Source organism: Pseudoalteromonas arctica A 37-1-2, from assembly GCF_000238395.3.
Lineage (GTDB): Bacteria > Pseudomonadota > Gammaproteobacteria > Enterobacterales > Alteromonadaceae > Pseudoalteromonas > Pseudoalteromonas arctica.
On sequence record NZ_CP011025.1, the window covers coordinates 1,302,350 to 1,327,690 of the forward strand.

The following is a 25,341-nucleotide window of genomic DNA, read 5'->3' on the forward strand; positions in this document are numbered from 1 at the left end:
AGGGAACAGGGTATAATTGCATTACATATATAAAAGAGGGTGGTTATGTACCAGCAAACCCAAACTTATTTAGTGCAGCTAACGGCACTTTTACAAAAACACGCGCTTTGGCAAAGTGAGCCAATAGACGCTGATGCACTGCTTTCAAATACTCCTTTTTGTCACGATACAATGGCGTTTGAGCAGTGGTTACAATTTGTATTTATTAATAAAATACAGCAATTAATAACACATAAACAACCACTGCCTCGTAACTTTGCTATTGCTCCTATGGCGCAAATGACACTTGTGAGTAAAGCAGGGAGCGATGAAATAATTGAATTACTAACAGCCCTTGATACCTTTTTAGGAGAACCAAATGAGTGAGCGTCCAGCGCCTGTTGAATATGGCGAGCTGACTATTTTGTATCAAGATGAAAACTATGTGGCTATAAATAAGCCTTCAGGTTTATTAGTGCATCGCTCGTTTTTAGATAAACACGAAACCCAGTTTGCCATGCAAATGCTGCGCGACCAACTAGGGCAGCATGTATTTCCAGTACATAGGCTCGATAGACCTACGTCGGGCGTATTGCTGTTTGCACTGAGCTCTGAAGCAGCTCGCGATATGAACCAGCTATTTATTGAAGGTACTATTGCTAAACGCTATTTAGCCTTAGTGCGCGGCTTTGCGCCAGAGTCAGTATTTTTAGATAAACCGCTTAAAGAAGAACTTGATAAAATAGCCGATAAGTTTGCAGATCAAGACAAAGCACCGCAAGAAGCGCAAACCCAGTTTAATTGCTTGCGCCAAGTTGCATTGCCAATTCCTATTGGTAAGTACCCAACAGTGCGTTACTCGTTAGTTGAGTGTTTTCCAAAAACAGGGCGCAAGCATCAAATTCGCAGACACTTAAAGCACTTATCACTGCCTATTATTGGTGATGTAAATCACGGTGATAATCAGCATAATCAATTTTTTAGAGATCATTTTGAGCTAAGACGCTTAATGTTATTTGCAACAGAGCTTAGTTTTGTGCACCCTTATAGTAATGAATCAATAACAATTAAAGCGCCACTAGGTGAAGACATGCTTGAAATATGTAAGCAGCTAGGTTGGCCAAAGCAAGAAAAGGATTATTAATGGCACATATTAGTATTTTTGTAGGCAGCGTTAATGGCGGTGCAGAGCGTTTAAGCGATGAAGTTGCAGCCACAATAGAGCAAGCGGGTCATACTGCAACAGTAATTACTGAAGCATCACTTGATGATATAAAAAATGCATCGCATATTTTAATTGTTACCTCCACAACAGGCCAAGGTGATGTACCGAGTAATTTGGCAGGGTTATACTTTGCAATGAATAGCACTTTCCCAATGCTTACCGATAAACCGTTTGGTGTAATTGCAATGGGTGACAGATGTTACGGCGATACATTTTGTGGCGCAGGGCGTAGCTTTGACGAGTTACTACGCGATTTACAAGCAAAGCCTGTGGGCAACCGCCTAGAAATAGATGCATGTGAAGATTTTGAACCATGGCCAGTAACCGAGCCTTGGTTAAAAGTATGGCTAGAAAAACTACCTGCTTAATTTCTATTACCCTGTCTGAGTATAGGGGAAATAATTGAATAAAAACGTCTGAAATAATTTATTAGGCGTTTTTATTTTAGGAGCAAGTCTTCTTTTTGCATAGAAAAACCACTGACTCCAAACAATTTTTCACTCCATCTCTATTTTTATTTAAAACACACTTATGTGAAGTAGCATATTATCGAGTTTTCAAATAACGCTTAATCAGTTCTATCTTTAAGCTTACTAAATCTTCGATTATACAATTTCCAGACTTCGGTTTACGTGTCACTCAGATATAGGCCAATGTAGTATTAGCTAATGATGGATATTTATTAAATGCTTTTGGTATCAAGCTTTTGCTCAACGACCTCTATACATTTATACATGGCCAAATTTAGTTGACCACCACACAAGGCAATTAGGGACATTAAAATGAAAGTGAATATTTAATTGGGGATTACTTGATTAGTCGATTTAATGAAGCAGCAATACAGCGGCAATGTCTTGTGATACTGCCGCCAGTAATCATTATTGAGATAGTATTAAGCGAATACTTTACTTATTAACCTTACCCTTAAGAACATAAATTTCACCATCGAAACTGCCTTGAATCGTCAGTCCCTGGCTCGCCAACTCTTGCAAGTATTCGATATGGTCATCAGTGATATGCTGGCCCGGTACTAAAAGTGGGATACCTGGTGGATATGGAGTAACTAAACCTGCACAAATGCGGTTGTTGCTTTTACTGATAGGCACAGATTCGCGGTCGCCATAAAAGGCATCACTTGGAATACACGCCAAGTCTATGGCTGGTAAATTTTCAGGTAAGCGGGCTCTACGTGTCGATTTCGACAGTTTTACCTTACCGCTGTCTAGCTTTTTCAACGCATTGTACAAACGAATGATCTTTGAACGCGTGCCGCCAAGCGTGAGTAAAACCAAGATGGTGCTGTGTGTGTATTTTTCTATCTCTAGTCCAATCTCATCCAGTAGATATTTATGAATATCTTTTAATGAGTAAGGTAGCTCACTAATATCAATAAGGATTTTTAATGGGTCGTGACCCATGTTATCACCACTAAAGTGCGGGAATATTTCCATAAAGTCTTGCTTAGCTAACACTTTAATTTGCTTAAGCGAGGCCATCTGTTGTTTAAACTCTTCAACATGATTGAGCAGCGCATTGAGCAGCTTATAGCCTTCCATCTCTAATTGCTTTTGGCACACGTCAAGCGATGCAATAAGCTGATATTTGGGGGATGTACTCGCGTAGATACTATAAATCTCTCGAAAGAAATCGGCATCAAAATCGGGGTCGTTAATATGAATATAAGACGCTTGAGAAAACGCCGATACTACTTTATGCGCCGAATGCGTAATGTAGTCAGCCCCAGCATGTATTGCAGAATAATGACGAAAGCTAGGATGAAACAAAGAGTATGCGAACCAGGCTTCATCTATAAATACCTTGATACCATATTGATGAGCATAATCTACGACTTGTTTCAGGTCGCTAAGTAGGCCATCGTAAGTACACCCGGTAAGCACTAGTAATTTAGCATCAGTATTGTTTTCAATTGCTAATTTGATGTCGGCCAACGACGGTGGCGCGAAAATGCCATATTTTGGATTTAAGATACTCGCCAAATAAATGGGGTAACTAGCTGATTGCAAGATGCCATAGTGTACTGACTTATGGCAATTACGGTCGACAATTACTTTATCTCCCTTGCGCAGGAGTGTCTGCAAGATGATTTTATTTGAGGTAGATGAACCATTTGTAACAAAATAGGTGTGCTTAACTTCAAACGTCGCCGCGGCTGATTCTTGAGCGCGACCAATAGTATTGGTGCTGTCTGACAATGAACCTAGCGAGTCTACCGAAACCGACAGGTCGCCAACAAATACATTGCGGCCGTAAAACTGATAAAAATCTTTAATGTAAGGTGAGTTTCTAAAGCTAGAACCCCCACTATGACCCGGTGTATGCCAAGAGTCGTTTGCTTCACCAACGTAACGACGATACGCCGTCCAAAATGGCGTTTCAGAGCGGTCGTCAAAATCGTTGATCATATAACCTAAAATCGCTTCTGGGTCAGAAATCACCTCATCTTTAAAAAAGAAGGATTCGATTTCTTCTGATTCGTTTACGATCTCCAGCCCTTTGGTGTCGTCGCCAATAACATAAACCGGTAACTCAAGACGAATTGCTTTTAAATCCTCGATAAAGCGACTATACATTCGCTCACCCACTTTATTGTGCATATCCCAGCTTAGAACTACGGCTTGAATATCACCATCTTCCTCTACACATTCCAGCGCGTGTTTAAGCTCGAGGCATTCAATAATATCGATATGAATATCGTCTCGCTCAAAGTTAGGAATGGTTTTTGACAGATTAGTTGAAAGCCCTTGTAAGGTGGCTGGGTCTTGTTCAATTATCAAGATACGAAGTAGAGGTAGCATAGAGGGTTTCGCAATATAATTTTATAATGCTCACTAGCATAACCAAAGGACTGAGACTTGTGAAATTAATACTTTGAAAATGTTCTATTAATTGTTCTATTTCACTAACATGCCTTCACGTATAAAAATGTTTTATCTAGATGGATTGATAGGCGCGGCTTTATGTCGCACTTTTGGGGTTTTGGGGCTTGTGCTTTATTGCGCGAGGTAAACTCGCGACTACAGGGTTGGCGTTGTATTTGTAGGCGTGGCTTTCTGCCGCGCTTTTGGGATTTTGGGGCTTGTGCTTTATTGCGCGAGGTAAACTCGCGACTACAGGGTTGGCGTTGTATTTGTAGGCGTGGCTTTCTGCCGCGCTTTTGGGATTTTGGGGCTTGTGCTTTATTGCGCGAGGTAAGCTCGCGACTACAGGGTTGGCGTTGTATTTGTAGGCGTGGATTTATGCCGCGCTCTTAGGATTTTGGGGCTTGTGCTTTATTGCGCGAGGTAAGCTCGCGACTACAGGATTGGCGTTGTATTTGTAGGCGCGGCTTTATGCCGCGCTTTTGTGGTTTATGCTTTATTGCGCGAGGTAAACTCGCGACTACTTGCCGCGCTTTTGGAGCTAATCAGTTTTTTCTTTAAACTCACACAAGTCTTCAATAATACAGCTGCCACACTTTGGTTTACGCGCTACGCAGGTGTAACGCCCGTGCAGTATTAACCAATGGTGAACGTCTACTTTAAATTCTTTTGGTACAACTTTTTCAAGCTTTTGTTCTACAGCAACTACGTCTTTACCCATGGCAAGCTTGGTACGGTTAGATACACGAAATATATGTGTATCTACGGCTATTACAGGCCAGCCAAAGGCGGTATTGAGTACAACATTAGCGGTTTTACGGCCAACGCCTGGTAGGGCTTCTAGGGCTTCACGATTTTCTGGCACGATGCTGTTATGTTCATCCACCAAAATTTGGCACATTTTGTACACGTTGGCAGCTTTAGAATTAAATAAGCCGATGGTTTTTATATAATCACGCAGTGTATCGTGACCTAAGTCTAAAATGGCTTGTGGCGTATTAGCAACAGGGAACAACTTTCGAGTGGCTTTATTAACGCCTACATCGGTTGCTTGCGCTGAGAGTGTTACTGCTACTAGTAACTCAAACGGGCTTGAATATTCAAGCTCAGTAACTGGGTGCGGATTATCGTCGCGCAGGCGCGACAGTATTTGGTGACGTTTTTCTTTATTCATGCAACTTAAAACGTATTAGTGCTAATTGTTGCTCTAATACGTTTTCCCCTTAAGTTAAGCTGGTAACACGTGCTCGAGGGCCTTTTTCAGCCTCTGGCGGTGCAATTTGCTTTGATTTTATTTGTGCGTCAATTACGTTTTTTGCAGCAATAAGCAGCCCAAGTCCTAAAAAGGCACCCGGTGGTAAAATTGCGAGTAAAAATTGGTTATCAAAGTTAAATACTTCTATGCGCAAGCTCTGTGCCCATGGGCCAAGTAATAAGTCGGCACCGTCAAACAGCGTACCTTGGCCGATTAGTTCGCGCATAGTACCTAATACTAACAGTACAGCCATAAAGCCTAAGCCCATCATTAAGCCGTCAAATGCTGATAAATGAACAGGGTTTTTAGAGGCATATGCTTCGGCGCGGCCAATAATGGCGCAGTTAGTTACAATCAACGGAATAAAAATTCCCAATGATTGATATAAACCAAAGGTATAAGCGTTCATAAGTAATTGAACTATGGTTACAAAGCCCGCGATGATCATTACAAATACAGGTATACGAATATCTTTTGGCACCCAGTTACGCACAATTGATACGGTAACATTAGAGCCTATTAGTACGAGTAAAGTTGCTAAGCCTAAACCTAAGGCATTTGTTACAGTTGAGGTAACGGCAAGCAGTGGACATAAACCTAAAAGCTGCACAAGGGCAGGGTTATTTACCCACACACCTTCTTTGTATAATGTTTTTAACTCACTCATTTAGCTACCTCCATACATTCGGCATTAGGTGCTGCAAAAATATCATCAAAATTAGTTTGTGCGAACAATACGGCATTTTTAACAGAGCCCACAACAGCACGTGGCGTTATGGTCGCGCCTGTAAATTGATCAAACTGGCCGCCATCTTTTTTAACAGCCCAGCGAGCGTCTTTTTCGCCTTCAACCGTTAAGCTTTTAAATGTTGTGATCCAAAGTGATTTTTTAACTTCTACTTTGTCGCCTAAACCAGGGGTTTCTTCGTGTTTAGTCGTACGCACGCCAGCAATAGTGCCATCGCTCAATACAGCTGTTAATAAGTTAATATCGCCACTGTAGCCGTTTGGCGTAACATGCCTAATAACAACAGCGACTGGTTTATTGTTTTTACGAGCACGGTAAATTACTTGGTTTGCGTGTGGGCCTAGCTTTTCGTCAGTAATAATTACGCAATCTTGCGATAATTGATTGTCGTACGATTTTGGGTCGAGCACTTCTTGTAGCTGCGCAGTAAGTTGCAGTTGTTCTTGCTCTGCAATTTTATCGGCAGTAAGCGCGTTGATAGAGGCAACTAAGCCCGTTGTTGCTAACGCAAACGCAGTTAAAATAGCACCATTTTTAGCCATTGACGAAATGATCATTTTACTGCTCCATGGCCATAAGTACGTGGCTGTGTGTAGTAGTCTATTAGCGGCACTGCAATATTAATCAATAATACGCTAAATGCGATGGCATCAGGAAAACCACCAAAGGTACGAATTAAATAAATTAGTAAGCCAATTAGAGCGCCATAAATTAAGCGCCCTTTGTTAGTTGTTGCTGCAGATACCGGATCGGTTGCTATAAAAAAGGCCCCCATCATAGTGGCACCACTTAATAAGTGAAATAGGGTGCCCGGCTCTGTACCAGGTGATGCGATATAACCAATAGCACTACATACAGCTAAACTTGCGATAAAACTGACAGGAATATGCCAGTTAATTATTTTTGCTTTTAATAAGTATAAACCACCCACTAAAAAGCCTAAGTTAACCCACACCCAACCAAGGCCAGCCCATTCGTTAAATAATGGCTTTTGCATGCTTTCGGTAACGGTTAAACCGTGTGCTATGTCTGTTTTAACAGTATCCAGCGGTGTTGCCATTGTTAGGCCATCAACCCCTGCACGTACTTGATCTAGGCTAAACCCAGAGGCCGTAAAATCGGTAAATATTAGCCTTAGCTGATCAGCAAAGCCTATTGGCGTATTTATTAAATCGGTAACAGGCAACCATGCGGTCATTTGTACCGGAAACGAAACTAAAAGCAGTACATAAGCCGCCATTGCTGGATTGAATAAGTTAAACCCAAGGCCGCCATAAAGCTGTTTAACTATAACAATAGAAAATAAACAGCCAATAACGATTATCCACCAAGGGGCAAGTGGTGGAATACTCAGTGCCAATAACACGGCAGTAAGCCACGCACTGCCATCACTTAATGCAGGCCAAACAGGGCGCTTTCGTATTAGCATTATTGCAGCTTCAAATACGCTTACAGCAACAAGCGCTAGTACCAGTTGAATAAGTACACCTGTTCCAAAAAAGAAAACTTGAGCAATTAGCCCAGGAATACACGCAGCAATAACGCTAAGCATTAATCGCGTTAACGATTTATGGCTGTGATTATGCGGCGAACTGGCCATGGTTAATTTCATGACTGATTATTTCCTTCTTTTTGTAACTTTTTAGCTTTTGCTCTCGCAATTGCAGCAGCCACGGCGGCTTTTTTCTTATCGTCGGCTGATTTAGGTTTATCTGCGTTAATAAGATCTGATGAGTCATCGGTGTTACTTTCTGCACTCTTAGGTGCTGCGCTATCAACTTGTAGCTCTTGGGGCTGAGTTTGTTCGGTATCTTCTAGTGCTTTAGCCGCTTTTTTAGCTTTAGCACGAGCTATGGCTGCAGCTACCGCTGCTTTTTTATCATCAACGGGTGCCGCGCTTTGTGGCTCTTCACTCACGGTTTGCTCGGTTTCTTCTAATGCTTTAGCTGCTTTTTTGTCATCAACAGGGGCATCAGTTTGTGGCTCTTCACTCACGGACTGCTCAGCGTCTTCTAATGCTTTAGCCGCTTTTTTGGCTTTAGCGCGAGCAATGGCCGCCGCTACCGCTGCTTTTTTATCATCAACAGGGGCATCAGTTTGTGGCTCTTCACTTACTGTTTGTTCACCGTTATCTAATGCTTGTGCTGCCTTTTTGGCTTTAGCGCGAGCAATGGCCGCCGCTACCGCTGCTTTTTTATCATCAACAGGGGCATCAGTTTGTGGCTCTTCACTCACGGACTGCTCAGCGTCTTCTAATGCTTTAGCCGCTTTTTTGGCTTTTGCGCGAGCAATGGCCGCCGCTACGGCTGCTTTTTTGTCATCAACAGGGGCATCAGTTTGTGGCTCTTCACTTACTGTTTGTTCAGCGTAATCTAATGCTTGTGCTGCTTTTTTGGCTTTAGCACTAGCAATGGCCGCAGCTACCGCTGCTTTTTTATCATCAACAGGGGCATCGCTTTGTGGCTCTTCATTTGTTGCTTGTTCAGCGTTATCTAATGCTTGTGCTGCCTTTTTGGCTTTAGCACGAGCAATGGCCGCAGCTACCGCTGACTTTTTATCATCAACAGGGGCATCGTTTTGTGGCTCTTCACTTGCTGCTTGTGCTGCCTTTTTAGCTTTAGCGCGAGCAATGGCTGCAGCGACTGCTGATTTTTTATCATCAACGGGTGCAGTCTCGGCCGATTCATCTGTTTGAGATTTTTGCTCTTTATATTTACGCGCTTGTTCTTTACGTAGTGCGCGCTCTTTTGCTACTTCGCTGTTGTCAGGTTCTAATTCAGCAGATTGATCGCCTAGCTTTTTAGCTTTAGCGCGTGCAATAGCAGCTGCAACAGCTGATTTTTCATCGCCATTATCTGATTTATTTTTAACGCGGGCTAGTGCCTCTGCTACTTTTTGTTTTTCGTCAGCAGATTTAGCGGCAGGTTTGCGTTTATGGCGGTTTTGACGTTCTTCTTGCTCGCGATCTAAACGCTCTTTTCGTGCATCAAAACGCTCTTTTGCTCTGTCGGCTTTAATTTTGTCAGCTTGTTGTTCTTTAATTTCAACTTTGGCTATACGGTAGTACTGCACAAGAGGGATTTCACTTGGGCACACATATGCACAAGCACCACATTCAATACAGTCAAATAAATTGTGCTCTTGTAGTTTGTCGTACTCTTTTGATTTAGCAAACCACTGCAATTGCTGTGGTAATAAAGAAGCAGGGCAGACATCAGCACAGGCGCTACAACGTATACAGGCTTTTTCAGGGCCGGGCTCCGCAAGCTCTTTATGATCAGGCGCTAAAATACAGTTAGTTGTTTTAACTATGCCAATACGTACTGTGGGTAGCGTAAAGCCCATCATTGGGCCGCCCATCACAACACTTTGCTGCGGTACAGGCGAGAAACCTTGGCAATCAAGTAAATGCTTTATTTCAGTGCCAAGTAGTGCCCATACATTCCCAGGCTTATGAATAGTGTTACCTGTTACCGTAACTATACGTTCAATGAGTGGTTTACCTTCATAAACGGCTTGTTGTACGGCAAACAAAGTCCCGGTGTTATGCACTAAAATACCAATATCGGCAGGAATACCAATGCTAGGAACTTCACGGTTAGTAAGTAATTTAATTAATTGCTTTTCACCGCCAGATGGATAGATAGTTGGCACCGTTTGAATAATGATTTTTGAGTTATGCTCAGCTGCTTGCTTCATTGCTGCAATAGCTTCAGGCTTATTATCTTCTATACCCACAATGCACAGTGTTGGGTTTAAAAGTTGCTGCATTATTTCAATGCCTTGGATAACTTCTTTAGCGTGTTCGCGCATTAAAACGTCATCGGCAGTAATATAAGGTTCGCACTCAACAGCATTTACAATCAAAAATTCGATAGGTTGCTTGGTATCCGCTTTTACATAAGTAGGAAAACCAGCACCACCCATACCGCTAATACCGGCTTGGTGAATAATATTTATCAGCTCATCATGACTAAGCTCAGCAGGATTTTTATTTTTATTTAGAGCTACCCATTCGTCTTTGCCGTCTGGTTCAATAATAACACTTAGTTCAGGTAGGGCCGATGGATGTGCTGATGGCATAGGTGCAATATCAGTAACCACACCAGAGCTTGGCGCATGCACAGGTACCGACCAGTTAGCAGCAGGCGCTGTAAGTGGTTGGCCTTTTAAGACGTGTTGGCCTTTTTCTACAAGTAACTTACCGTTTGCGCCTATGTGTTGCTTAAGCGCAACAATGAGTTTGTCGGGCAAAGGTAGGCGAGTGATACTCGCACTATTAGAGAGTGATTTTTGTTGTGGTGGGTGTATGCCGCCAGGAAATGCCCACACGGTGCCTTTTTTTATTTGTTCAAGTAACTTGTCCACTCAAACCTCTAATCTATTTGTGTAACAGGAATAGCATCTAGCTGCCATTTCCAGTTTTGTTTAGTTTCGGCTACAGGTAGCATATCAATGCAATCTACAGGGCAAGGCTCAACACATAAATCACAGCCAGTACATTCATCAATTAACACAGTGTGCATTTGACGAGTTGCGCCCAAAATGGCGTCAACCGGGCAGGCTTGAATACATTTGGTACAGCCAATACATTCATCTTCGCGAATATAAGCCACTGTTTTTATAGGTTCTGCTTGCTCGCCACCGGCAAGTGGTTTTTCATCAACACCCATTAAGCCGGCAAGCTTTTTCATGGTTGATTCGCCGCCCGGTGGGCATTTATTTATTTCATCGCCATTGGCTATGGCTTCGGCGTAAGGGCGACAACCCGGGTAGCCACATTGTCCGCATTGAGTTTGCGGCAAAATAGTATCAATTTGCTCAACAATAGGGTTACCTTCAACGCGAAAGCGAATTGCTGCAAACCCTAAAATAAGTCCAAAAATGAGTGCTAGCGAACCAATCGCTATCAAGGCATAAAACAAGGTCATATTAAAACTTCACTAATCCAGTAAAACCCATAAACGCCATCGACATTAAGCCTGCAGTGATCATTGCAATAGAGGCGCCTTTAAAAGGCGTAGGAACGTCAGCAGCTGCTAAACGTTCTCGTAGTGCTGCAAACAATACAAGCACTAAAGAAAAACCAACCGCAGCACCAAAACCATACACTGCAGATTGTAAAAACGAATGATCTTCTTTGATATTTAATAAAGCCACACCTAATACCGCACAGTTAGTGGTGATCAGCGGTAAAAATATGCCTAATAAACGATATAGAGTAGGGCTTGTTTTACGCACAACCATTTCGGTAAATTGCACTACAACGGCAATCACTAAAATAAAGCTCATGGTGCGTAAAAAGGCGATATCCAGAGGGATTAAAATATATTGATTAACTAAATAGCTAGTTACAGAGGCAAGGGTAAGCACAAACGTGGTTGCCAAAGACATACCAATCGCCGTATCAAGCTTACCTGATACGCCCATAAACGGACATAAGCCTAAAAATTGTACTAATACAAAGTTATTAACCAGAACGGTTCCAATCAATAACAAGACATATTCTGTCATGTGTGCCTCACGCTATTAAACTCCTACGTATTATCCTTTTTTCTGCCCCGATAAACAACATTTGCGAGTCGTTATCAGTTAAATAAACGCAAGGAAGATTATATTGATCATAAGGCTGTAAAATTAATGTGATCTTGATGTAAGGAATTAATCAAATAACAGAAACAAAAAAGAGCAACGAATGCTCTTTTTTGTATTAATTGAAAACTAATTAAATGTCTTTAGGTTTTTCTATGTAATAACCTTGAACGCCATCTAAGCATAAAGTTTCTATAATATGTTTTTCTTCTTGGCTCTCAACACCTTCAGCAAATACGCTAACACCAATACGGTGGGCTAAATCGACCATTAAGCGCATAAAGTACTGATTGTTTTTATCGTCTTCTAGGCCGCGAGTGTAACTTGCATCCATTTTAATAAAATCAGGTTTTAAATCGCGGAAAAACTTAAATGAGGTTAAACCAACACCAAAACGTTCAACTGTTACGCGGGCACCTACGCGGTGCACCATATCAATAAAGCGCTTACTGGCTTTAATATTTTGTTGTAAGCCAAATTCGCTTACTTCAAATACTAGTTTAGATGCAATATGCGTGTCTTTTAATAAGCGGCGTTCTAGCCAAATAACAAACTGATCGTTGTGCGCACTTGAGGCAGTAACATTTAACCCAAAAAACTTTTCAGATAAATTACGGCTTTTCACTTTTTCAAGGGAGGAGTCAATTATCAGGCGATCAATTTCTATTGCCATACCAAGCTTTTCGGCCATAGCTAGAAAGGAAGCGGTAGGCAATACTTGATTGTCTTCTGTTTTAAATCGCACTTGTATTTCAGCATAGGCTTTAATACTTTTACCAAGCGGCATAATGTTTTGCATTACTAAATGTACACGCTTAGATTCAATAACCTCGTTAATAACTTTACGCCAGTTTTGATTACCAAAACCTGCACTAACGTTATTGACTAAATCGGTCTCGCGTTGCACGTGCCATGCGTTTACTTGTTTTGATTGAGCCATACTCATCGCGTTATCAACAACAGAAAGTAGCTCACCTAAAGGCTTACCTTTTTCGTAACCTACAATACCCGTGTTAGCAACAGAGCTTAGCTCTTGGTTTTGTTGATACTGAGTAAAACGCGATTGTAGATTCTCACCAAAACGTTCTGCTTCTTTTAAAGGGGTGTGGGGCAGTACTACAGCAAAGTCAGAGCTATTTAATCTAAATACCTGACTATCAGTGTATGTACCACTTATATGCTTAATAATATCGGCAACGCCTTTAACGTACTCATCACCTTTTTGATAACCACGGCTTTGGTTTATAGCTTGTAGTTCGCTACAACGAACCATAGCTAAAGAACCAAATGTACTTTGCTCAGTGTTTTCAATATTTTTTTCGTAATACTCAACAAACATATTACGGTTACCAAGCGAAGTTATTACATCTTTATATGCTTCATGTTTAATGCTTAATGCAGCGCTTTGTATATCTTCACTTTTACTTTTCAAAAAGTGAGATAAACGATTAAAGCTAGGAACTAAATCTTTACCTAGTTTTTTTAATCGGGTGCTATCTAATGCTGTTTCTAAATCATTATCAACTTGGTTTTGGTTGATATAAATATCGATAATGTCAGCTACCGTCGTACTTATGTTTTTATTTAAACGGTAAAAAATAGATTGCATTAGAATTATTGGAATAATAACTAAAATGGCAGAAATCAAAATAACAATAAAAAGGGACGTTTGTAGCTGCGACGCTAAATGCTCAATGTTAAGTACAAATTCAACTTTTATATCTGAGGCGTCATTTACAGCAAACTGAGGGCGCACTGAGTTAAAGTTAGAGAGTACAAAATCAGCAAACATTGGTAATTGGGTAGGGGGGTTAATGCTAAATATTTCAGCCCCTTGGTAATCTCTTAGAGTAAAGCTTGAAAACGTATTACCATCTGCAATTGATTGTTTTAAATTTTGAGCAGAAATATCGTCTAAAGAAAGGTCATTTATATACTTAGTAACAGTAATTTGCGCACTTTTTTGTGCATCACTTACCGCAGTATCAAAGCTTATAGATATGAAGTAGCTTCCTGCTGCAACACACAATAACCAAGAGATAATTTGTATAAAAATAAGTTTTTTAAATCCAGCCATGTTTTCAGTCTTTTAATAATTCAAAAGGGAAGGAATCAAGTCCTTGATTGATAAACTAAGTACAGCGCATTAAGGAATAAACTAATGCTTTAGTTATATAAGGAAGAGTAGTGGAATTAGCTTGAGATGTCTATGAAATTCTTAGAATTGGCTCCCCCTCCCCGACTCGAACGGGGGACCTGCGGATTAACAGTCCGTCGCTCTAACCAACTGAGCTAAGGGGGAACTAAAGTAGTGATATTATTATGATGATTTGGCTCCCCCTCCCCGACTCGAACGGGGGACCTGCGGATTAACAGTCCGTCGCTCTAACCAACTGAGCTAAGGGGGAACTACATCATAAACATAAACTTGGCTCCCCCTCCCCGACTCGAACGGGGGACCTGCGGATTAACAGTCCGTCGCTCTAACCAACTGAGCTAAGGGGGAACTACATCATAAACATAAACTTGGCTCCCCCTCCCCGACTCGAACGGGGGACCTGCGGATTAACAGTCCGTCGCTCTAACCAACTGAGCTAAGGGGGAACTACATCATAAACATAAACTTGGCTCCCCCTCCCCGACTCGAACGGGGGACCTGCGGATTAACAGTCCGTCGCTCTAACCAACTGAGCTAAGGGGGAACTACATCATAAACATAAACTTGGCTCCCCCTCCCCGACTCGAACGGGGGACCTGCGGATTAACAGTCCGTCGCTCTAACCAACTGAGCTAAGGGGGAATCGTTTATGGTTGAAAAACTTGGCTCCCCCTCCCCGACTCGAACGGGGGACCTGCGGATTAACAGTCCGTCGCTCTAACCAACTGAGCTAAGGGGGAAGCGTCTTGCCTTTCAACGGGGCGAAATATTAATGACCGCGCCGCAAAGTGTCAACATATAAAAGTCATAAATTGAAAAAAGAGGTTTATTCGTTGTTTTTGTGTTCGATCTGCGTGTTTTATAGCTCTATTAAAGTTACTTTTTTAAAAATTTAAGAATAACAATGTGACTTTTATTATTGCTGAGTCTTCAAATTGGTTAAATTAAACACGGTATTAAAGTGGCTTGTTATTAAAAAACAACTCAAAAACATAAAAACTCATTTTTTACTTAGCGATATTTTTCGTATTTAATTCGTTTTTTGTTTTAATTTTCTAAAAATATACCTATGCGTATATTCACAGAAATATTTTTTGATCTAAATTGTGATCTAATCACTATGTATAAGATGAGTATTTGTTTTATCCGTTCAAAAATAGAGCAATCAATAACTTAACTTTGTATTAAACGTTTTTTTATACCTAACGTACAACTATGTTAAGAAGAAAAATTGGTGAGCTACAGTTTTTAGCGTGAGTTTATAAAAATGCCACAATTAACAAATGGTCAATTGGTTGGATATCACCGAAAATGGAGGCTCTCTCAAAGCCTTTATAAATGCGGGTTTGAATGAGTTATCCACGGTTTCTGTGGATAACTCTGTTTATGAAACTTTAAGAACATCATCGGCACCAATGGTTTAGGGTGCTACAACGATTTCAAGCTTTTAAATCACTATTTTTAATTCAATATAAAACAATGGGTTATGATTTGATGCTGAATGGATGCAACTCGATGAGGGAATTTTTTCGTAACGATAAACCAAGCAGTACCTTTGTGTAAAAAAGCATCATATATCACTGGGTGTTTGTAATAAAAGTTATAAAAATGTGTTTTAATTGGTTTTTGGTGTGTTTAGGCTCTATTTTAACAAAAAGATGCAAAAACTAAGTTTTACTATTTTTTCGAATCTTTACTTCTTTAATTACTTCAATTGTAGTGATAAATCCGTGGCTTGAACTGCCTTGATGCTTTAAAATGATTCGTTCAGTAAAAGAGGCCTATTTATTTCATGCGCGCAATTTCAAAATCCCAGACTCGCCCAGATTTACTAAACGATCCCATTTTGCCCACATTAAAGACGATGACCATCCCGATGATATTCGGCATGATCACGCTAATGATGTTCAATATTGTCGATACATTTTTTATAAGCTTACTAGGCACTGAGCCGCTTGCAGCGGTGAGCTTTACATTTCCGGTTACCTTTACCGTTATTAGCTTAGCAATAGGGTTGGGGATCGGTACATCGGCAGTAATAGCAAAAGCGCTCGGTAGTAATAAAATAGATGAAGCGCGTTTTGACGCCAGTATTTCTTTAATGGTTGGTGTGGTTCTGGTTATTGTGTTGTCATCTGTTGGGTATTTACTGATTGACCCCATATTTACTTTGCTAGGAGCGGGCGCACAAGTATTGCCGTTAATACACGAATACATGAATATATGGTTTATTGGTAGTGTATTTTTAATAACCCCAATGATTGGTAACTCGGTACTGCGCGCCAGTGGCGATACAAAAACGCCAAGTATAGTAATGGGTGGAGCAGGGCTGATAAACGCCGTACTCGACCCTATACTGATATTTGGTTTTGGGCCAGTACCAGCGTTAGGTATTCAAGGCGCGGCCATAGCAAGCGTTATTGCATGGTCTGTTGCTGTGGTTATTATTTTATATATATTAGCGGTTAAAAAACGCTTGTTGAGCCTAAAAGCAGGCAAGCAAACAGTGACGGGCGCTATTCGTAAAATATTAAAAATTGGTTTGCCTGCTGCCGGCGCAAACATGCTTACACCCGTTGCGATGGCCGTAATGACCGCTATGGTTGCGCATCACGGGCCAGAAGCCGTAGCCGCATTTGGGGTAGGAAGTCGAATAGAATCTATTGCAAGTATATTAGTGCTTGCGCTATCGATGACATTACCGCCATTTGTTAGCCAAAACTTTGGCGCTGGCAAATTATGCCGCGTTAAAGAAGCGTATACCGGCACACTAAAATTTGTGATGGTATGGCAATTTGCCATTTACGTATTACTCATTGCATTTTCAGGTGTTATAAGCCAATTATTTGGTAAAGAACAAGCTGTAATAGATGTAATTAAACTCTTTATTTATACCATCCCGCTAAGTTATGGCTTACAAGGGGTGATCATATTATCAAATTCATCGTTTAATGCTTTACACAAACCAATGTACGCATTGGTATTAAGTGTCATTCGGTTATTCATATTTTATGTACCATTTGCTTATGTAGGCAACGAAATAGCCGGATTATTAGGGCTATTTATTGGCGCTGCTTTAGGTAACTTATTTACAGCAATAGTGGCATACAAATGGTTTATGAAAAAACTAGAAGCGCTGAGCGGCGAATCGTTACAGGAGTGCAATAATTGAGCGACCATTTTCAGTTAAAATCACATTTTAAACCAGCAGGCGATCAGCCCACAGCGATTAAGCAGCTATGTGAAGGATTAGAAGCAGGCCTTGCACACCAAACTTTATTAGGTGCCACCGGTACAGGTAAAACCTTTACCATGGCTAATATTATTAACGATTTAAACCGTCCAACAATAATAATGGCGCACAATAAAACGCTTGCCGCGCAGCTATACGGGGAAATGAAAGAGTTTTTCCCTAAAAATGCGGTTGAGTATTTTGTATCGTATTACGATTACTACCAGCCAGAAGCCTATGTTGTATCTAGCGACACATTTATTGAAAAAGACGCCTCAATAAACGAGCATATAGAACAAATGCGTTTAAGTGCGACCAAAGCACTGCTTGAGCGTCGCGACACCATTATTGTGGCGTCGGTATCGGCTATTTATGGTTTGGGCGACCCTAAATCATACATGAAAATGATGCTACTTTTAAAAGTGGGCGAAAAAGTAGACCAACGCGACATGCTACGTCGCCTAGCTGAAATACAATACACCCGCAACGATATAGATTTTAGCCGTGGTACATATCGTGTACGTGGTGAAGTGGTTGATATATTTCCTGCAGAATCTAGCACCTTCGCAATTCGCGTAGAAATGTTTGATGACGAAATAGAGCGTTTAAGTATTTTTGACCCGCTTACTGGCGCCGTCGAAAAGCATATAATACGTACCACTATCTATCCAAAAACACACTATGTTACCCCGCGTGAAAAAATACTCGGTGCTATCGATAAAATACAAGAAGAACTAAAAGATCGAAGAGCCCAGTTACTCAGTGCAAATAAATTAGTAGAAGAGCAACGCGTAACACAGCGTACGCAATACGATATAGAAATGATGCGGGAGCTAGGTTATTGCTCTGGTATAGAAAACTACAGCCGCTATTTATCGGGCCGTACGCCGGGCGATCCGCCACCCACATTACTTGATTACCTCCCAGACGACGCATTGATGATTATTGATGAATCGCACGTAACCGTATCGCAAATTGGCGCAATGTATAAAGGCGACAGAAGCCGTAAAGAAAACTTAGTTGAGTATGGCTTCAGAATGCCCTCAGCAATGGATAATAGGCCGCTGCGCTTTGAAGAATTTGAAGCTATTTCACCACAAACAATTTATGTATCGGCAACCCCAGGCGACTTTGAGTTAGACCGTTGTGTGGGCGCAATAGCAGAGCAAGTAATTCGTCCAACTGGGCTGCTTGACCCACTTATTGAAGTGCGCCCGGTGGGCGATCAGGTTGATGACTTACTTTCAGAAATTTATAAAAGTGTAGAGAAGGGCGAACGCGTACTTGTAACCACTTTGACCAAACGTATGTCTGAGGATTTAACCGATTACTTAAGTGAGCACGACGTAAAAGTGCGTTACTTACATTCAGACATAGACACGGTTGAACGGGTTGAAATTATTCGTGATTTACGTGCGGGCGTGTTTGATGTGTTAGTGGGTATTAACTTACTTCGAGAAGGCCTAGATATGCCAGAAGTGGCGCTAGTAGCCATACTTGATGCCGATAAAGAAGGCTTTTTACGCTCAGCGCGTTCAATTATTCAAACCATTGGTCGTGCTGCACGTCACTTAGATGGCCGCGCTATTTTATACGGCGATAAAATTACAAAATCGATGGCTAAGGCCATGGACGAAACAGCGCGCAGACGCGAAATTCAGCATGCTTATAATATTGAACACGGTATTGAACCGCATTCACTAGCCAAAAAGATTCTTGATGCGATGGATGTAGGCGAAGAAGCCGGTCCTAAAGATAACCTTAGACTTGTTCGTAAAGACTCTAAAAAGGTACTTAGTGCGAAAGAAATTACAGTGCAAATTAAGCAGCTTGAAACCAAAATGCATGCATACGCAAGCGATCTAGAATTTGAAAAAGCGGGCTCTGTTCGCGATGAAATACATGAACTACAACAACAGTTGATTAATTAAAAATGACAGCAAACTTTACTCCTCTTATTACTGCGCTTGAAGATGCGCCAATTTTAAAAAATGAACTGTGCCGTGTTTTTCATGGCCGTGGCCATAGTGTTGAGGCGTTAAGTCATATTAATTTAGACTTTTATCCGCCAAGTTTGTTTTTGGTTTCGTACGACGAAATTGACGAGCAAACACTAACCGAGCTTACCGACGTTGTGTGGCAGTGGGTGCAAAAAAACCAGCCAGAGCTTATTAGCTCACTTGTGTATCAGCAACGCGCTGGCGTGCAAAGCCAAAACACCGTGGTTTATGGGCAATTACCTAACCCGCATGTTGTAACCGAAAACGGCATTCGTTTTTTGGTTGATTTACAGAGCCGTCAAAATACCGGAATATTTCCCGATATGCGCAGCGGCCGTGAGTTTGTAATGGCTAATAGTAAGCATGGCAAAGTGCTTAATTTATTTTCGTACACGTGTGGGTTTTCGCTTGCAGCAATGCAAGGCGGAGCAGATCATGTAATGAATATGGATATGAGCAAAGGTGTACTTAAAGTCGGCAAGCAAAACCATCAATTAAATGGTTTTGAGCGTGGCGTAAGTTTTTTACCTCACGATATTTTAAAGTCGTTTGGAAAACTAAAAAAAGCAGCCCCGTTTGACTTAATAATAGTTGATCCGCCAAGCTTTCAAAAAGGCAGCTTTATATTAACTAAAGACTATCAAAAAGTGCTGCGCAGGTTGCCAGAGCTACTTTGTGATACCACACAATTGTTATTGTGCGCTAATAGCCCAGAGCTTAGCGAAGAGGCGTTTAAGGCGTTAATAAACGAGCACACCCAAGGCGCAATTGAATTTGTTGAGCGCCTAGCCCCTACCGAGCGTTTTATTGAAGTAGACAGCGACAGAAGCTTAAAAGCACTTATCTACAAAACGTCACAATCTGCTGATTAAATGAAGCTCAGCAAACGCCTAACTGCCATTGATACATTAATTTCGCAGCATCACGATATTATTTGGGATTGCTGCTGCGACCATGGTTATTTAGGCATGGCGCTATTAAAACGCGCAGCTGCAAACCAGGTTATTTTTGTAGATATAGTCGCCACTTTAATGAACGACCTAGAAGCGCAATTATCATCTATTAATAAATTACAAAAAACCTGTAATAAAAATCCGCAGTGGCAGGTCTTATGTCAGGATGTAGGCAAAATTGAAATTGCTCAAAGTAAAAGCCAAGTAGTTGTAATAGCAGGTGTTGGCGGTGAGCTGTTGTTAAGTTTAATACAACAAATTATTGCTAATAATGCAGTGGAGCATTTAAATAATGTTCGGTTTATTTTATGCCCAGTGCATCACACTTATAAGTTGCGAGTGGGTTTAAAGCAATTAGGTTTAGGGCTTGTAAGTGAGCAAATAGTTTACGACAACAAACGTTTTTATGAAGTGATTGAAGTGAGCTTTAGTAGCAATAATGAGATTAGTCACACCGGTAATAAAATGTGGGATTTTAGTAGTGCAGAGCACGCTATGTACCAGCGGCAACTCATAAATCATTATAATAAAATGCTCAATAAAGATAAGCCATACTATCAAAAAGTTATAACAGACTATCAAGAACTCACCGATAGTTAAAAAAGCCCGAAAGTAGGGCGTACATGTGATCTAATTACGACATTGACGACGTAATGTGTTCATAGTTTATATCGCACAACGCGAGTTTATTTGGTTTATTTATGTCAGATAACAAGAGTCACATTAATCATTTGCTTAGCAATGAGCAAAAATGGCAACACAGCTACGAGCAACCTATTTCTTATGCACCCCTTGTGCAATTGGCTAATAGCAGCTGGGTGGTGCCACAACATTTTTTACGTTACAAGCACACGCTTGAAAGCGTAAACGAAGTGCTTGAGAGTATTGAGTTTTCGGCTCACTTTAGAGTGCTTGCTGCACAAAAAGGTGGAGAAATTTACCTGCAAGTAGCAGTGCTGAGCCCAGATAACTATCAAAAAAGTGCATCTGCAAATGAAGGCAAAGCCAAAAAGCTATTATTTGGCAGACGCTGGATAGTAGAGGAAAACTTACCTACTTCAGAACTTATCCAAACTGCATTTTTAGCGTTAAAAGTAGCGCGTGAACATGAAGTAAGAGAGCTTTTTCAGTTAATGCAAAGCGGCGCAACAAGTACGCCATTTAATAACCATCACGACTTACCGGTAATGGCGCAAAACCCTGAGCTTGTTAAAAGTGAAAGTGCTGAAAGCCGTGTTGATGAAGTGCTTAAACGTATTGTATTTGCAGGAAAAAGTATTGAGCTTAAGAGCCAGCAGCAAATAGCCGAGCAACATTTATATACTGTTGAGCTGTTGTGTGAAGATTGCCAACTTAGCGAGTTTAATAAAAAAACAATCGCGTTTTTAACAGCAGATCCATCCGCTAATAGCTTTTTACACGCCTTAATTACAGCATTAGTAGCCACAAGCAATGACTACGTAAACGAGCAATTTAAGTACAAAGGTTTTGCCCGCTTTAGTAAACACGTTGTGGTTGAGCAAATAGGTAACTTAAGTATCGCTATGCGCTCGCCAAGTACTGTAGGGCTTTGCTCTATGGGTAAGCAACATGCTAACCAGTTAAATTTTGAGATAGACAGCGGGCGAGCACCACAGGGCTGCGGGCAAGCTATTGGTGGGTTTTTAGCTGCTCATGGCATTGAGCAGCCAGAAAATGCACATTTATATCCAAATTACTTATAACAATTTAAAGCTTATTAATTTCATCTTTAACGTTAAAGCTTGAATCAGTAACAATAGCCTCAAGTGTTTGTACACGCTCTTTTAATGCAAGCACTTGTGCATTTGTTTCAGCTAATTGTTTATGGGCATCGCTGTTGTTGTTTTGCATTTTATGCTTAAACTCAAGATGCTTTTTATACATATCGTAAACCACTCCTGAGCCAACCGAAATTAGCACAATAAGTACAATCATCGTAGTTCCAGACATAATCTCATTCCTTATCATTTTATTATTCGTTTATGGTTAAAGTATAACCTTTAAGCGCTTTTGATAAAGCTGACAATTGTAACTTAATTTGTATACTTTACTTAAGCTCAGGTTTGAGCGTGTTCATCATTTATACACTTCAGATATTGTTTAATGGCTGCATAGCCACCATATAATAAACATACTTTAGCCAATACAGTGAGTTGCCATGTTAAATAATAAAATACCTCCCGTTATTGTTGTGCTGTTTTTTGCAGGCATAATGGCGCTTATTGCGCATTACAGTGTTATTGATTTCACCGCATTTATTACCTACTTAGCAGCAAGTTTGGTCATTATAGGGTGTGTTTTTTGTATTGCAGGGGTGGTGAGTTTTAAAATAGCAAACACCACTGTAAACCCTAATAAACCTGAGCAAGCGTCAAAACTTATTACTAGCGGTATTTATCGGATTTCGCGTAACCCAATGTACGTAGGTTTTGCATTTATTTTAGCAGGGTGGGGTATTTGGTTAAGTTCCTTGTGGGCACTTTTATGTATTATAGGGTTTATTGCGTATTTAACGTTTTTTCAAATAATACCCGAGGAGCGTGCGCTCACTAAATTATTTGGCGAAGAGTTTACCGCCTATAAAGCGCGCGTAAAACGTTGGTTGTAATCTCTACGTTAAAATTAAACAAACAAAAAAGGCTATCGATGATAGCCTTTTTTTGTTTACAGCAATTGTATTACTAATTAATTGGTGCTTATTCGTATTCTAACGGGTCTGTAATGTTATTTAGTGCAAATGCTTCAAGGCGTTCTTGGCACGCGCCACATTTACCACAGGCCTTTTCACGGCCGTTATAACAAGTCCACGTTTGGCTGTAATCTAAACCCATTTCAATACCGTCGGTTAAAATACCAATTTTAGTATTGTTTAAGTATGGGCTAAAAATTTCTACAGCGTCGTAATTTGCAATACGACATACATCATCCATTTTTTGCACAAATTCAGGACGGCAGTCAGGGTAAATAGCATGATCCCCAGAGTGAGCGCCGTAATAAACTTGGCCAGCTTTAAGTGATACCGCGTAACCAACAGCAAGCGAGAGCAAAATCATATTACGATTAGGTACAATCGTACTTTTCATGCTTTCTTCTTCGTAATGGCCTTCAGGCACATCAATGTCATCAGTAAGTGATGAGCCACCAATAAGTTGGTTAATCGCCGAAATATCAACAATTTTGTGTGGAACGTTTAATTTTTCACACACACTTGCCGCCACTTTAAGCTCTTTTACATGACGCTGACCATAGTCAAATGATAGGGCATATACATCATGGCCTTGTTGCAGGGCTTTATTTAATACGGTAAATGAGTCCATACCGCCGGAATAAATAACAACTACTTTTTGCGTCATATCTGTTTTGCTCTTAGTTTTAATAGAGGTTTATATCAGGGCGCGATATACTACACGGCCGCAGCTTAAATAACAATTTTTGCACAGCGCTTTTTGGTTTTTTAATAGTAGCAATTTGGCTGCTAGGTAGTAAGTGAGATCTCTTTTGTACAAAATTAATGAAGTGTTTGAAACCATTCAAGGTGAAGCTAGCTTTACTGGCACACCCTCAATATTTTTACGTCTGCAAGGCTGCCCAGTAGGCTGCTCTTGGTGCGACACTAAGCAAACGTGGGATGTTGATAATGTATATAAAGTATCACTGGACGAAACCGTAGAAAAAAAAGCCGACTCAGATCATTGGGCTAACGCCAGTGCAGAGCAAATTTTAGCGTTGTTTCAATCACGTGGTTATACCGCAAAGCACGTAGTTATTACTGGTGGCGAGCCATGCATGTTTGATTTAAACCCAGTATGTAACTTATTACACGAACACGGCTTTAGTACACAAATAGAAACCAGCGGCACGTTTGAAATACTCGCCCCAGAGCAAACATGGGTAACGGTATCACCAAAAATCAATATGCGCGGCGGTTATGAAGTACTTACCAGCACAATGAAGCGTGCAAACGAAATTAAACACCCCGTTGCTATGCAAAAGCACGTAGAAGAGTTAGAAGAGTTATTTGCTAAAACAGGCGTTAACCCAAAGCTTGTTTATTTACAGCCAATTAGTCAAAAAGTATCAGCAACTAAATTAGCAATCGACACCTGCATTGCCAAAAACTGGCGCCTATCAATACAAGTACATAAGTATTTAGGAATTAGTTAAAGCCAGCTTAAAGTTATAGTACGTAGATACCATCTCTTCTAACCAGCCTCAAGCTTTCTTTAAATAGCTTGGGGCTGATATTCAGTTTGATTCTTCACAACACCAAAACAGATATGTGTCAGCTTTCTCATTGCAGCACCAATTGCCTGCATTTTTGTTTTACCTTGCTCCACTAATCGCTTATTTTGGGCTTTTATATCTGGATTATGTTGTACAGCTACTACAGCAGCCATATACAATTTAGCCCTTATATACCCAGGCCCTTCTTTGCTTAAAGTTGTTTTTCCAGCCCGTTTGCCTGACTCATTAAGCTTAGGTATTAAGCCTAAGTAACAAGCTAATTGCTTGGCATTTTTAAACTGTTTACATGCCATCAAGGACACCATCATACGTGATATTACCTCTCCAACACCTTTGATACTTTGAAGCAATTGGCGGTTCTTTTTTAATTGTGGGTGTCTATCAATATGCTCATCAATGTCATTTTTTAGCTTGCCTATCTCAGTTTTTAGTACAGCTATCATATCTTCAATTGACTGAGTAACTCGAGTAGATGCACCTGAGAAACCAACAGCTTCATAACGATTTTCTTCGCGACGTAAGTCTTGCTCAAGTGCTTCAAGTCTACGCGTCATTACTTTTAACTCTCTCGCTTCAACAGGCTCAGGCTGCCAACTTAAAAGTGAGTGCTGTTGGTCATGACCATAACGAGCAAGCATTGTGGCGTCTGACTTGTCTGTCTTATGGACAAGCCCTAATGAACTTGCGTACTGTTTTGCTTTACCAGGATTTACATGTAATAAAATAAATCCTTGCTCATATAGGAAATACATCAGCGGCTCGCTATAAACACCTGTGGGCTCTGTTGTAATAACAATATCTTGTGCTTCTAAATTTGTATTCTTTATCAACCAGGCAACTAACTCTTGATAGCCCTGCGGGTTATTTTTAAAAATCTTCGTTTTCTTTTTACTTTTGACTACATCGCGTAGCCAGGAAATATCTAACTTGTCTTTACCCACATCAATGCCAATAAAAGCTTTCATCTCTATCTACTCCCCTTGTACATGCAGCGTCACCCTTAGTTGGGGCGCTAGGATACCATTCAGTTTAATGGAGGTTAGGAAGTCAGGGC

The 25,341-nt window shown here is 40.7% G+C and carries 22 protein-coding genes and 7 tRNA genes; 10 read left to right on the forward strand and 19 right to left on the reverse strand.

The annotated features are described in order from the left end of the window. The first annotated feature begins 45 nt into the window (after window positions 1–45). The 3 genes from PARC_RS05810 to PARC_RS05820 are packed head-to-tail and all read left to right on the forward strand — an operon-like array spanning window position 46 to window position 1,572. On the forward strand, window positions 46–366 hold the full coding sequence (locus PARC_RS05810; RefSeq protein WP_010553682.1) for a YqcC family protein: 321 nt from the start codon (window positions 46–48) through the stop codon (window positions 364–366). Beyond that, the gene (gene truC, locus PARC_RS05815) at window positions 359–1,123 is read left to right on the forward strand and encodes a tRNA pseudouridine(65) synthase TruC (RefSeq protein ID WP_010553681.1); all 765 of its coding nucleotides are present in this window, start codon (window positions 359–361) and stop codon (window positions 1,121–1,123) included. The genes PARC_RS05810 and truC overlap by 8 nt, the downstream gene beginning before the upstream one ends. Then, the gene (locus PARC_RS05820) at window positions 1,123–1,572 is read left to right on the forward strand and encodes a flavodoxin (RefSeq protein WP_010553680.1); all 450 of its coding nucleotides are present in this window, start codon (window positions 1,123–1,125) and stop codon (window positions 1,570–1,572) included. The genes truC and PARC_RS05820 overlap by 1 nt, the downstream gene beginning before the upstream one ends. A 537-nt stretch (window positions 1,573–2,109) precedes the next feature. Here PARC_RS05820 and PARC_RS05825 read toward each other — a convergent pair. The 16 genes from PARC_RS05825 to PARC_RS05905 all read right to left on the reverse strand — a co-directional run bounded on the left by PARC_RS05825 (window position 2,110) and on the right by PARC_RS05905 (window position 14,576). After that, window positions 2,110–4,020, reverse strand: a complete 1,911-nt coding sequence (locus tag PARC_RS05825; protein WP_010553679.1) for an aminotransferase class V-fold PLP-dependent enzyme — start codon at window positions 4,018–4,020, stop codon at window positions 2,110–2,112. Between the two features lie 604 nt (window positions 4,021–4,624). Then, complete coding sequence (gene nth, locus PARC_RS05835) at window positions 4,625–5,257, reverse strand: endonuclease III (RefSeq protein ID WP_010553677.1); 633 nt, start codon at window positions 5,255–5,257, stop codon at window positions 4,625–4,627. 49 nt (window positions 5,258–5,306) lie between these two features. After that, complete coding sequence (locus PARC_RS05840; RefSeq protein ID WP_010553676.1) at window positions 5,307–6,005, reverse strand: electron transport complex subunit E; 699 nt, start codon at window positions 6,003–6,005, stop codon at window positions 5,307–5,309. Then, on the reverse strand, window positions 6,002–6,643 hold the full coding sequence (gene rsxG / locus PARC_RS05845; protein ID WP_010553675.1) for an electron transport complex subunit RsxG: 642 nt from the start codon (window positions 6,641–6,643) through the stop codon (window positions 6,002–6,004). The genes PARC_RS05840 and rsxG overlap by 4 nt, the downstream gene beginning before the upstream one ends. Further along, the gene (gene rsxD, locus PARC_RS05850; RefSeq protein WP_002962268.1) at window positions 6,640–7,698 is read right to left on the reverse strand and encodes an electron transport complex subunit RsxD; all 1,059 of its coding nucleotides are present in this window, start codon (window positions 7,696–7,698) and stop codon (window positions 6,640–6,642) included. Before rsxD ends, rsxG begins: the two co-directional genes overlap by 4 nt. Further along, the gene (rsxC, locus tag PARC_RS05855; RefSeq protein ID WP_010553674.1) at window positions 7,695–10,454 is read right to left on the reverse strand and encodes an electron transport complex subunit RsxC; all 2,760 of its coding nucleotides are present in this window, start codon (window positions 10,452–10,454) and stop codon (window positions 7,695–7,697) included. Before rsxC ends, rsxD begins: the two co-directional genes overlap by 4 nt. 8 nt (window positions 10,455–10,462) lie before the next feature. Then, on the reverse strand, window positions 10,463–11,017 hold the full coding sequence (rsxB, locus tag PARC_RS05860) for an electron transport complex subunit RsxB (protein ID WP_007585357.1): 555 nt from the start codon (window positions 11,015–11,017) through the stop codon (window positions 10,463–10,465). Window position 11,018: 1 nt separating this feature from the next. After that, entirely contained in the window at window positions 11,019–11,600 is a 582-nt protein-coding gene (rsxA, locus tag PARC_RS05865; RefSeq protein ID WP_008172491.1) for an electron transport complex subunit RsxA, read from the reverse strand. A gap of 211 nt (window positions 11,601–11,811) precedes the next feature. Continuing rightward, the gene (locus PARC_RS05870; RefSeq protein WP_010553673.1) at window positions 11,812–13,755 is read right to left on the reverse strand and encodes an EAL domain-containing protein; all 1,944 of its coding nucleotides are present in this window, start codon (window positions 13,753–13,755) and stop codon (window positions 11,812–11,814) included. Between the two features lie 148 nt (window positions 13,756–13,903). Then, a tRNA-Asn gene (locus PARC_RS05875) sits at window positions 13,904–13,980 on the reverse strand. A 29-nt stretch (window positions 13,981–14,009) separates the two neighbouring features. Then, a tRNA-Asn gene (locus PARC_RS05880) sits at window positions 14,010–14,086 on the reverse strand. 21 nt (window positions 14,087–14,107) lie between these two features. Next, a tRNA-Asn gene (locus PARC_RS05885) sits at window positions 14,108–14,184 on the reverse strand. A 21-nt stretch (window positions 14,185–14,205) separates the two neighbouring features. Then, window positions 14,206–14,282: transfer RNA gene (locus PARC_RS05890), tRNA-Asn, on the reverse strand. Window positions 14,283–14,303: 21 nt separating this feature from the next. Further along, a tRNA-Asn gene (locus PARC_RS05895) sits at window positions 14,304–14,380 on the reverse strand. A 21-nt stretch (window positions 14,381–14,401) separates the two neighbouring features. Continuing rightward, window positions 14,402–14,478, reverse strand: a tRNA-Asn gene (locus tag PARC_RS05900). A 21-nt stretch (window positions 14,479–14,499) separates the two neighbouring features. Next, a tRNA-Asn gene (locus PARC_RS05905) sits at window positions 14,500–14,576 on the reverse strand. A gap of 1,052 nt (window positions 14,577–15,628) precedes the next feature. Here PARC_RS05905 and PARC_RS05910 point away from each other — a divergent pair. The 5 genes from PARC_RS05910 to PARC_RS05930 all read left to right on the forward strand — a co-directional run bounded on the left by PARC_RS05910 (window position 15,629) and on the right by PARC_RS05930 (window position 21,745). Continuing rightward, entirely contained in the window at window positions 15,629–17,008 is a 1,380-nt protein-coding gene (locus PARC_RS05910; protein ID WP_024591018.1) for an MATE family efflux transporter, read from the forward strand. After that, a complete protein-coding gene (uvrB, locus tag PARC_RS05915; protein WP_007583893.1) occupies window positions 17,005–18,999 on the forward strand; it encodes an excinuclease ABC subunit UvrB in 1,995 nt (664 codons plus the stop codon). The genes PARC_RS05910 and uvrB overlap by 4 nt, the downstream gene beginning before the upstream one ends. A gap of 2 nt (window positions 19,000–19,001) precedes the next feature. Continuing rightward, the gene (locus PARC_RS05920; protein WP_010553671.1) at window positions 19,002–19,940 is read left to right on the forward strand and encodes a class I SAM-dependent methyltransferase; all 939 of its coding nucleotides are present in this window, start codon (window positions 19,002–19,004) and stop codon (window positions 19,938–19,940) included. Then, entirely contained in the window at window positions 19,941–20,621 is a 681-nt protein-coding gene (locus PARC_RS05925; RefSeq protein WP_010553670.1) for a tRNA (adenine(22)-N(1))-methyltransferase, read from the forward strand. 101 nt (window positions 20,622–20,722) lie between these two features. Then, on the forward strand, window positions 20,723–21,745 hold the full coding sequence (locus PARC_RS05930) for a hypothetical protein (RefSeq protein WP_010553669.1): 1,023 nt from the start codon (window positions 20,723–20,725) through the stop codon (window positions 21,743–21,745). 4 nt (window positions 21,746–21,749) lie between these two features. Here the strand turns inward: PARC_RS05930 and PARC_RS05935 are convergent, their stop codons facing one another. After that, entirely contained in the window at window positions 21,750–21,992 is a 243-nt protein-coding gene (locus PARC_RS05935) for a hypothetical protein (RefSeq protein WP_010553668.1), read from the reverse strand. Window positions 21,993–22,200: 208 nt separating this feature from the next. Between PARC_RS05935 and PARC_RS05940 the strand changes: the two genes are divergently transcribed. Then, complete coding sequence (locus PARC_RS05940; RefSeq protein WP_007583901.1) at window positions 22,201–22,650, forward strand: methyltransferase family protein; 450 nt, start codon at window positions 22,201–22,203, stop codon at window positions 22,648–22,650. Between the two features lie 88 nt (window positions 22,651–22,738). Here the strand turns inward: PARC_RS05940 and queC are convergent, their stop codons facing one another. After that, window positions 22,739–23,395, reverse strand: coding sequence for a 7-cyano-7-deazaguanine synthase QueC (gene queC, locus PARC_RS05945; RefSeq protein ID WP_007583902.1), 657 nt, complete (start codon window positions 23,393–23,395; stop codon window positions 22,739–22,741). Between the two features lie 145 nt (window positions 23,396–23,540). Between queC and queE the strand changes: the two genes are divergently transcribed. Continuing rightward, window positions 23,541–24,206: a 7-carboxy-7-deazaguanine synthase QueE gene (gene queE, locus PARC_RS05950; protein WP_002960417.1), complete on the forward strand. Its 666-nt coding sequence runs from the start codon at window positions 23,541–23,543 to the stop codon at window positions 24,204–24,206. Window positions 24,207–24,265: 59 nt separating this feature from the next. On the opposite strand, the gene PARC_RS05955 is transcribed toward queE, so the two are convergent. Further along, on the reverse strand, window positions 24,266–25,252 hold the full coding sequence (locus PARC_RS05955) for an IS110 family RNA-guided transposase (RefSeq protein ID WP_010555535.1): 987 nt from the start codon (window positions 25,250–25,252) through the stop codon (window positions 24,266–24,268). Between the last annotated feature and the right edge of the window lie 89 nt (window positions 25,253–25,341).